Source organism: Nocardioides sp. CPCC 206348 (assembly GCF_048654705.1).
Classification (GTDB): Bacteria; Actinomycetota; Actinomycetes; order Propionibacteriales; family Nocardioidaceae; genus Nocardioides.
In genome coordinates, this window is the sequence record NZ_JBMCZA010000113.1 from 10513 (window position 1) to 19170 (window position 8658).

Sequence of the window (8658 nt, forward strand, 5' to 3'; positions counted from 1 at the left end):
GCCGTTGCCGATCGACTCCGGCAGCGTCACCGACACCGACGCGGTGCCGTACGAGTCGTACGCCGCGGCCCCGACGGTGTTGTTGACGGGGAAGGTACCGATCACCTCGTCACCGAGCTTGACCTGCAGGTCGGTGTCCTGTGCGTCGCCGGACGCGGTCATCGCCCACGACCCGACGTCGAAGGTGACCTGGTCGCCGGGCTCGTAGACGGCCGTGGCCTCGGAGCCGCGATCGATCTCGACGGCCCGCTGGGCGTAGTCGACCGGAAGCGGGTTCGCGGCGTCGTACTGGTCCATGTACTCGACCATCGCCTCGAGGTCGACCTTGCCGGTGTCCACCTTGTCGGTGCCGTTGGCGAGCTCCCAGAAGTTGTCGCCACCACCACCGAGGAACGAGTTCACAGTGACGGAGTAGACCTGTGCGGCGTCGACCGGCTCACCGTTGAGCCACATCCCCGTGACCTCGCCGCGGAACGTGTTGACCGGGGCGGCGTTCGGAACGCTGACCGTCTCGGGGGTCTCGACGTAGGTGTAGGTGAAGCCTTCGGAGACACCGAGGCGCAGGAACGGCCGCGAAGGCACGCCACCGAGGGCGTTGCGCTGCCACTGCTGCTCCAGCACGGTCTCGAGCTGGGCTCCGGTGAGCTTCAGGTTCACCAGCGTGTTGGCGAAGGGCTGGACGTCGGCCGCCTGGCGGAACGTGAGGTCGCGCAGGTCACCGTTGATCGTGCCGGCCATGTCCGCGCGGAGCCCGCCCGGGTTCATGAAGGCGATGTCGGTCTCGATGCCGGCTTCGTCGGTGGCCCAGCGCTGGACCTCGGCGACCTGGTTGCTCAGCGTCGACTCACCACCGCGGTTCTCGGTCGGGTTGCCCGAGGGGTTGTACGACGCCCGCTTGAACGGGCCGTCCATCTGCCCGAGCACGGCGCTGCCGGCCGTCTCGGCGAAGTCGACCGCGTCGTCGACGATCGCCTGCACGTCCGGGTCGGGCGCGTAGCCGACACCGGCGGTCGGCAGGATCTCCTGCGTGATGACCGCGAGGTTGTCGCCGTCGAACTTGAAGACCAGCTTGTTCAGGTTGGTGCCGTACTGGCCGGCCGAGACGACCGGGCGCTTCGTGACGGCCCGGCCCTCGCTCACCCACTCGTCGACGGTGTACTTGCAGTTGTAGGCGAGGTGGGTGTGGCCCGAGATGATCGCGTCGACGTCGGCCGACGTGTTCTGGGTGATGTTGCCCCAGACCGTGGCGGGATCGGTGAAGCTCGGCGAGCCGCACTCGGTCGTGGCCGAACCCTCGTGGACCAGCAGGACGACCAGGTCGACGCCCTCGGCCTTGAGTGTGGCGGCGGCGGCGTTGGTCGCGTCGACCACGTCCGTCACGGTCACTCCCTGGATGCCGGCGGGGTTGACCAGCGCGGGCAGGTCCTCGGTGACGGCACCGACGAAGCCGATCTCGACACCGTCGATGGTCTTCTTCCACGTCTCCGCGAGCTGGTCCGGCTCGGCGATCGTGTCGGCGTAGTCCAGGTTGGCGGCGATGTACTCCCAGTCCGCACGGTCCCGGATCCGGCCCTCGAAGTCGGCGTACCCACGGTCGAACTCGTGGTTGCCGGCGGCCGAGACCTCCAGGCCCATCGCGTTCAGCGCGTCGATCGTCGGCTCGTCGTCCTGGATGAAGGACTCGAAGGTCGAGGCACCGACGAGGTCCCCGGCGGCGACGAAGACCGTGTTCGGGTTCTCCTCGCGCAGCTCCTTGATCGCCGTGGCGTACGGCGCTGCTCCGGCAGCGTTGCCGCTGTCGGGCAGCAGGCGGCCGTGGAAGTCGTTGGTCCCGAGGACCTGGATCTCCTTGTAGTCCGGCTCGGTGGCGTCCGCCAGGTCGAGACCGACGACCTCGGGGTTGTGGTCGGAGGTGGCGAACGGCAGGTTCGGCTGCCAGAAGTCGGTGACGTTGTAGTTGTAGCGGCTGTACTGGAAGGAGATCGCCTCGTTGGCGTTGATCTCCCAGATGTCCGCGCCGGTCACCAGGGCCTCGGCTGCCTCGTTGGCGAGCACGTGGTCGAGCGAGCCGGAGAACCCGGAGAACGAGTAGCTCTCGTCGCCCGCGTCGTCGGACTCGATCGGCGTGAAGCCACCCGTCTCGAGGACGTGGATCGGGTCTTCCTTGGTGTACGAGTTGAAGTCACCGGCCAGGAAGACCGCCTCGATGCCCCGGTCGGCGGCGAAGTCGTCGGCGAACTGCAGGAGACGCGTGGCCTGGCGGGTCCGGTCGCCGTTGAAGGCGCCGTAGTAGGGGCTGTTGGTGTTGTCGCCCGTGGCCGGCGGCGCCGGGCTGGCGTTGTCGCCCTTGGACTTGAAGTGGTTCACGATGACGGCGAACGCGTCGGAGTCGAGCCCCCCGGCCTTCTTGAACGCCTGCGCCAGCGGCTCGCGGGCGTTGGCGAACTCGGAGGTGCCGAACAGGATGTCGGACTGGCCGACCGTCGCCACGGCGGTGGACTTGTAGATGAAGGCCGGGCGGATCACGTCCTGCTCGCCGACCGCGGCCGCGGTGACGGCCTCGCCGGGGCTCTTCACGAACTTCCAGCCGGCAGCGGGCTCCAGGGCGTCGATGAGCTCGACGATGCGCGCGAGGGCGTCGTCGCGGTTGGTCTCTCCGGGCAGCTTGATGGAGTTCTCGACCTCTTCGAGGCCGATCACGTCGGCGTCCATGGCGACGATCGCCTTGGCGAGCTTCTCCTCCTGGCGGGCGAGGCTCGCCGCGGTCGCTGCCCCACGCGGTCCGTTGCTGGACTTGATGCCGTCGGGTCCGATCACGCCGCAGTCGTTGTTGCCGATGCGGTCGCTGGCGTCCGTGCCGTTGTCGCCGCCCGGGCCACGGTCGGTGAAGTAGGTGCAGTGGGTGTTCTGCGGCGGGTTCTGCAGCGGGCCGGCGGCGACGTACGCCTCACCGGTGGTGTTGAAGTAGTTCAGGACGTTGAACGTCGCGATCTTGATCTCGCCGCCGACGTCCGCGGGCGCCATGTTCTGGGCGCGGGTGTTCTCGAAGGTCGCCACGGCGGCGCCGTTCGTCGTCACCTGGCCCTGCGGCTGGAACTTCCACACGTTGTTGCGGAAGTCGAGGACGACCGGGGCGTGGAAGGTGATGCCGGCACCGACGCGCGGCGGGGACGGGTTGGCGCCCGCACCCTGGGTGAGCCACGGCACCGGGAGGGCCTTGGTGGCCTGGGTCGCCAGGTAGTTGGTGGTCGAGCCGTCGTCGAGGGTGACCGCACGCGAGGCGTTCTCGGCGTCGATCGCCGTGAGGCCGGCCGCGTCGTCGTCGTCGACGAACTCGGTCGGCTGCTTGAGCGGGCCGGTGCCGGACGCGAGGCCGACCTCACCGAAGTTGTTGGTCTGGAAGGCGTTCGTGATCGTGAAGTCGCCGGTCGGTGCGAGCAGCTCGCCCTCGCGGACCTCACGGTCGGCGACCGCCGTCGGGTACGCGATCGCACGCGGGGTGATCGTGCCGAGCGAGGTCTCCAGCTCGGTCACTCCCCCAGCGCCGGGAACGATCTGGGTCAGGTCGAAGAACTCCGCGATCGGGCCGGTGACGCGCACGGAGTCGCCCACCTGGATGCCCGCGGGGATGTTGGCGTTCGTCGGGCCGCCGTAGACGAAGATGCCGTCCGAGGCGCCTTCGGTGTCGGCACCCGGGGTCTGGATGTAGAGGCCGTTGAAGCCGCCCACCGGGTAGGCGGCGGTGACGACGCCCTCGGTCGACTTCACCTCCGTGCCGTTGCCGTTGCCACTGGCGGGAGCGAACGGCGAGCGGGCGCCGGTGCCCTGGAGGGTGGCGATCGGGGTGATCTCGAGCGCCGCGTTGACGGTGATCGTGAAGGTGGCCGTCGCCGTCCCCGGCGTCGGGACGGCGGAGTCCGTGGCCGTCACGGTGATCTCGACGGGGCCTGCGGTGGCCGTCGTCGGCGTACCGGTGATCTGGTTGCCGCTCAGCGTCAGTCCGGCAGGCAGGGTGCCGTTGGTGACAGCCCAGGTGTACGGCGACGTGCCGCCCGTCGCGGCAAGGGTGATCGGCGTGATCGGGGAGTTCTGGTTGAAGGTCTTGTCGCCCGGGTCGGTGGCCGCCAGCGGCTGCACGACCACGCCCATGCCCTCGGGGGACGGAGTGGCCGGGGCGTTGAAGTCCGTGGAGTTGTTGTCGGCGTCGGTGGTGTTCTTGCGCTGCACCGAGGTCGTGTTGGCCGCCGCGGGACCGATCGGGGCGGTCTCCGAGGACGTTGCCGTGCCATAGCCGACGAAGTCGATGACATTGGTGACGGTGTGCATCGACGTGCCCGTCGTCGTGATACCGGTCGTTCCCTGGACCAGCATCACCTGGCCACTGCCGGCCGCCATGTTGAGCGCAGTCCCGGAGTGGTCCGGCGACGGCACGTCAGCGCCGCCGCACGGCACGCCCGAGCACAGGTTGGTACTCACCTGGACGAGGTACTTGCTGCCGGCCGGCACCTCGACGTTCGGCAGTGGGAGCACGCTGGGGGCGCCAGTCGTGTAGCCGCCGCTCCGGTACTGGAGGCTCAGGCCGTTCAGTGGCTGAGCGACCCCCGAACGGTTCAACAGCTCGACGAAGTCGGCCTTGTAGGCAGCCGACACGGAGGTCGAGCCACCGCCGCCGTACACCTCGTTGATGATCAGGCCGGTGCTGGCTGCCTGCACCGGTGTGGGCGCCAGGGCGCTCAGGCCCGTCAGGGCCAGGGCGGTGCCGAGGGATCCGAAGAGGAACTGCTTCGCTGAACGCATCGCGCTACTTCCGAGGGTGGGGTCGACAAAGCGGCAACCGCAACGCGTGCCCGAGAAAGCTGGCGAAACGGGGGGAAGGAGCCTGACCTTATGTCGGCCGACCGCACCCGTGGCAAGGGGTTGAGGAAAACTCTCGCAACGATTTGATGAAGAAACGGTGCAAACCCTCAGGTCAGACCGGAGGGATCACCGCGCCGACACCTGCAGCACGGAGGACTTGCAGGCGCGCTAGACAGCCCTGCGGATGTCGTGGCGCTGCTTCCAGACGTCACGGAAGAACTCGTAGCCCGACCAGAGGGTCAGGACGAAGGCGGCGGCGAGGAACACGAGCGCAACGCCGTAGGTGATCTCGCCGGGCACGTCCAGCCAGCCCTTGACCTCGAGCAGGGGCAGGCTCAGGAAGCCGAGCGCGAACGCCTGGGCGACGGTCTTCCACTTGCCGCTCTGCGCGGCCGCGATGACCACGGCCTTGAGCACCGAGAGGCGCAGCAGGGTGACGGCCCACTCGCGGACCAGCACGACGATGGCGATCGTCCACATCCACCAGGTGTCCATGATGATCGCGAGGCCGATGAAGGCCATGCCCGTGATCGCCTTGTCGGCGATCGGGTCGGCGATCTTGCCGAAGTCGGTGATCAGGTTGTGCTTGCGGGCCAGGTCGCCGTCGACCTTGTCGGTCACCATGCCGACGAAGAAGATCCCGAAGGCGACGGTGCGCCACAGGACGGACTCGCCGCCGTCGTACAGGAGGGCCCAGCCGTAGAACGGCACCAGGATGATCCGCAGCGTGGTGAGCGCGTTGGGGACGTTCCAGTTGCTCGGCTTCACGTCACCCGACGCGACCGGAGCACTGGATCCAGTGGTCTCGCTCATGCCACTCCTTCAACCGGTTCGGCGATCAGGTCGACGCCATCGCTTGCAACGACGATCGCCCGGACGAAGTCACCCACACGTGCTCCCGGCGCCCCCAGGATGCGGGTGGTTCCGTCGACCTCGGGGCCCTGCTGGGCGGCCCGGCCCTCCACGGTGCCGTCACCGGTGCCGTCAGGGTCGACCTCCTCGACGAGGACCTCGACGACGGTGCCGATGCGTTCCTCGGCACGGTCGGTGGTGAGCTCGGTGACCAGGTCCGTGACGTGCTGCAGGCGCGCGCGGATCTCGTCGTCGTCGAGCTTGCCGTCGAACGTCTCGGCCTCGGTGCCGTCCTCGTCGGAGTACCCGAAGACGCCGGTGACGTCCATCCGGGCGGCGACGAGGAAGTCGCACAGGGTCTGCAGGTCCTCCTCGGTCTCACCGGGGAACCCGACGATCACATTGGACCGCACGCCGGCCTCCGGGGACAGGCCGCGCACCTGGTCGAGCAGGCCCAGGAAGCTCTCCGGGTCGCCGAAGCGGCGCATCCGGCGCAGCACCGATGCGCTCGCGTGCTGGAACGACAGGTCGAAGTACGGCGCCACGCCCGGTGTGGACGCGATCGCCTTGACCAGTCCGGGGCGGGTCTCGGCGGGCTGCAGGTACGAGACCCGCACCCGCTGGATCCCGTCGAGCGCCGCGAGCTCGGGAAGCATCGTCTCGAGCAGGGTCAGGTCGCCCAGGTCCTTGCCGTACGACGTCGAGTTCTCCGAGACGAGGAACAGCTCCTTGACGCCCTGCTCGGCGAGCCAGGCGGCTTCCTGCAGCACGTCGGACGGCCGGCGACTCACGAACGAGCCACGGAACATCGGGATCGCACAGAACGTGCAGCGCCGGTCGCAGCCGCTGGCCAGCTTGAGCGGGGCCATCGGGCCACCGTCGAGCCGCTTGCGCAGTGCCGAACGACCCGGGATCGCGACCTCCTGGCCGGCGTCGGCGGGACGCTCGACGACTGCCTGGCGATCGGCCGGGCTGATCGGGAGCAGCAGGCGCCGGTCACGTGGGGTGTGCGGGTGCTGCTTGTCGCCGGCGAGGATCGAGCGGAGACGACCGCCGATGTCCTCGTAGTCGTCGAAGCCCAGCACCGCATCGGCCTCGGGCAGCGAGTCGGCGAGCTCCTCGCCGTACCGCTCGGCCAGGCAACCGACGGCGACGACGGCCTGCGGCCTTCCCGACTCCTTGAGGTCGGAGGCGGCGAGCAGCGTGTCGATCGAGTCCTTCTTGGCCGCGTCGACGAACCCGCAGGTGTTCACGACGACGGTGTCCGCGTCCTCCGGGTCGTCGACGAGGACGAAGCCGTCGGCCGCCAGGCGGCCGGCGAGCTCCTCGGAGTCGACGTCGTTGCGGGCGCACCCGAGGGTGAGCAGGGCAACCGAGACGGGGGCGGGAGTGCTGGTCATGTCCGCACGAGCCTACCGGCGGACGGCCCTCTGCCGGGATTCGTCGGGCCGCCGCACGTCGGCAGGCGTCAGCGGCTGACCAGGGTCTTCGCGACGTCGACGCCGGTCTCCCCCAGCGCCTTGGCCTTGTTCTTGCCGAGGGCGTAGGTCACCGAGCCGTCGGAGCTGGTGATCCGGATGGGCGGCACGACCCTGAGCTCGGTCGTCTGACCGAACGCAAGGGCACCGTCGAACACGATCTCGCCGGCGCCATCGCGCACGTTGAGCGTCGCGCCGCCACCGGCAGCCGTCAGGGTGAGCTTCACCGGGTCGCCCTTGGCGGCCGCGGTGTCGGAGATGCCGCCGCTCTGGTTGAGCACCGGGGTGTCGCCGACCGGGGCCGGACCGTCCATGACGAGTCGGGCGATCGACCAGATCAGGATCGCGCCCATCACGGCAGCGATCAGGACCGACCAGTTGCGTCCGCCGCGGGTGCTCCGGATCGCGCCGCCGGCACCGGTGGCGAGCTCGGACTCGAAGACCCGACGCGGGTCGACGGGAGCGTGGGCATAGGTCTCGTCGTACGTCGCCACCAACGGCGCCGCGTCGACGCCGAGCACGCGCGCCAGGGTGCGCAGGTGGCCGCGGGCATAGAAGTCGCCACCGCACGGGCCGAAGTCGTCGACCTCCATCGCCTCGATGACGTGGGGCCGGATCCGGGTGCGGTCCGAGAGCTGGTCGATCGTGAGCCGCAGGCGGTCCCGGGCAGCAGCGAGGTCCGGACCGATGATCGGCTGCGCGGACGGCCGCAGCGCGAGGTCGTCCAGCACGACCGTCATGGTGTCCCCGGGTGCAGCGTACGTCGCCACGGAGTCATCGAGCGGCATCCGGGCCGTGACGGGTCGGTCGACCTCGACACGTGCAGACAGCACGGTCGGGCGTCCCGGTGCGGGCGGCTCGCCGCCCTCGTCGTCGTGCCAGTCGTCGCGCAGGCCGTCGCGCGGGTCGCGGCGGAGCTCTTCGGGCGGCAGCACGATCTCGTCGGTGTTCTCGACGTCCGACGGGTCCTCGTCGAGCACGATCTCGTCGGTGTTCTCGACGTCGGCGTCCGCATCGTCGGACTGGGTCGACCAGCCGCGGATCTGGGCCAGTCGCGAGCGGAGCCGGCTCACGTCGGACTCGGCCGGGTGCACCTCCGCCACGGCGAGGGCGTCGTCGTCAACGTCGACGTCGTCGTCATCATCAACGTCGTCCTGGTCGAGGTCCTGGTCGAGGTCCTGGTCGAGGTCCTGGTCGAGGTCCAGGTCACGGTCCTGGTCGACACCGGCCAGTCCGGCAGCCACGCGGGCGGCGATCCCGTGGCGCTCCGCAGCCGCGGCGATCTCCTCGTCGTCCCGATAGAGGTCGCTGAGGTTCGGGATCACGTCGCGGCGGGTCTGCGGTTGGTCGTCCAGGCCGGGAACGACCTCCACCACGTCGGCGCGGCCGTCCGCCAGCTCGGCGAGGACGTCGCTGAGCGAGGCCAGCGATGCGCCGACGACGCGGGTGGCGAGCGTCAGCGGAACGACGA

Annotated in this window: 4 protein-coding genes; all 4 read right to left on the reverse strand. The window is 69.5% G+C overall.

All coding sequences use genetic code 11. The features are described 5' to 3' along the window. A partial coding sequence (locus tag ACOADB_RS06835; protein ID WP_378597205.1) for an ExeM/NucH family extracellular endonuclease occupies window positions 1–4797 on the reverse strand: 4797 nt, incomplete at its 3' end. A gap of 228 nt (window positions 4798–5025) precedes the next feature. Then, window positions 5026–5670 carry a CDP-diacylglycerol--glycerol-3-phosphate 3-phosphatidyltransferase gene (gene pgsA / locus ACOADB_RS06840; RefSeq protein ID WP_378597206.1) on the reverse strand — a complete coding sequence of 215 codons (645 nt, stop codon included), beginning with the start codon at window positions 5668–5670 and terminating at the stop codon, window positions 5026–5028. Further along, window positions 5667–7109 carry a 30S ribosomal protein S12 methylthiotransferase RimO gene (gene rimO / locus ACOADB_RS06845; protein WP_378597207.1) on the reverse strand — a complete coding sequence of 481 codons (1443 nt, stop codon included), beginning with the start codon at window positions 7107–7109 and terminating at the stop codon, window positions 5667–5669. Before rimO ends, pgsA begins: the two co-directional genes overlap by 4 nt. A 68-nt stretch (window positions 7110–7177) precedes the next feature. Further along, window positions 7178–8658: helix-turn-helix domain-containing protein (locus ACOADB_RS06850; protein WP_378597208.1), on the reverse strand; the 1481-nt coding region annotated here is incomplete at its 5' end.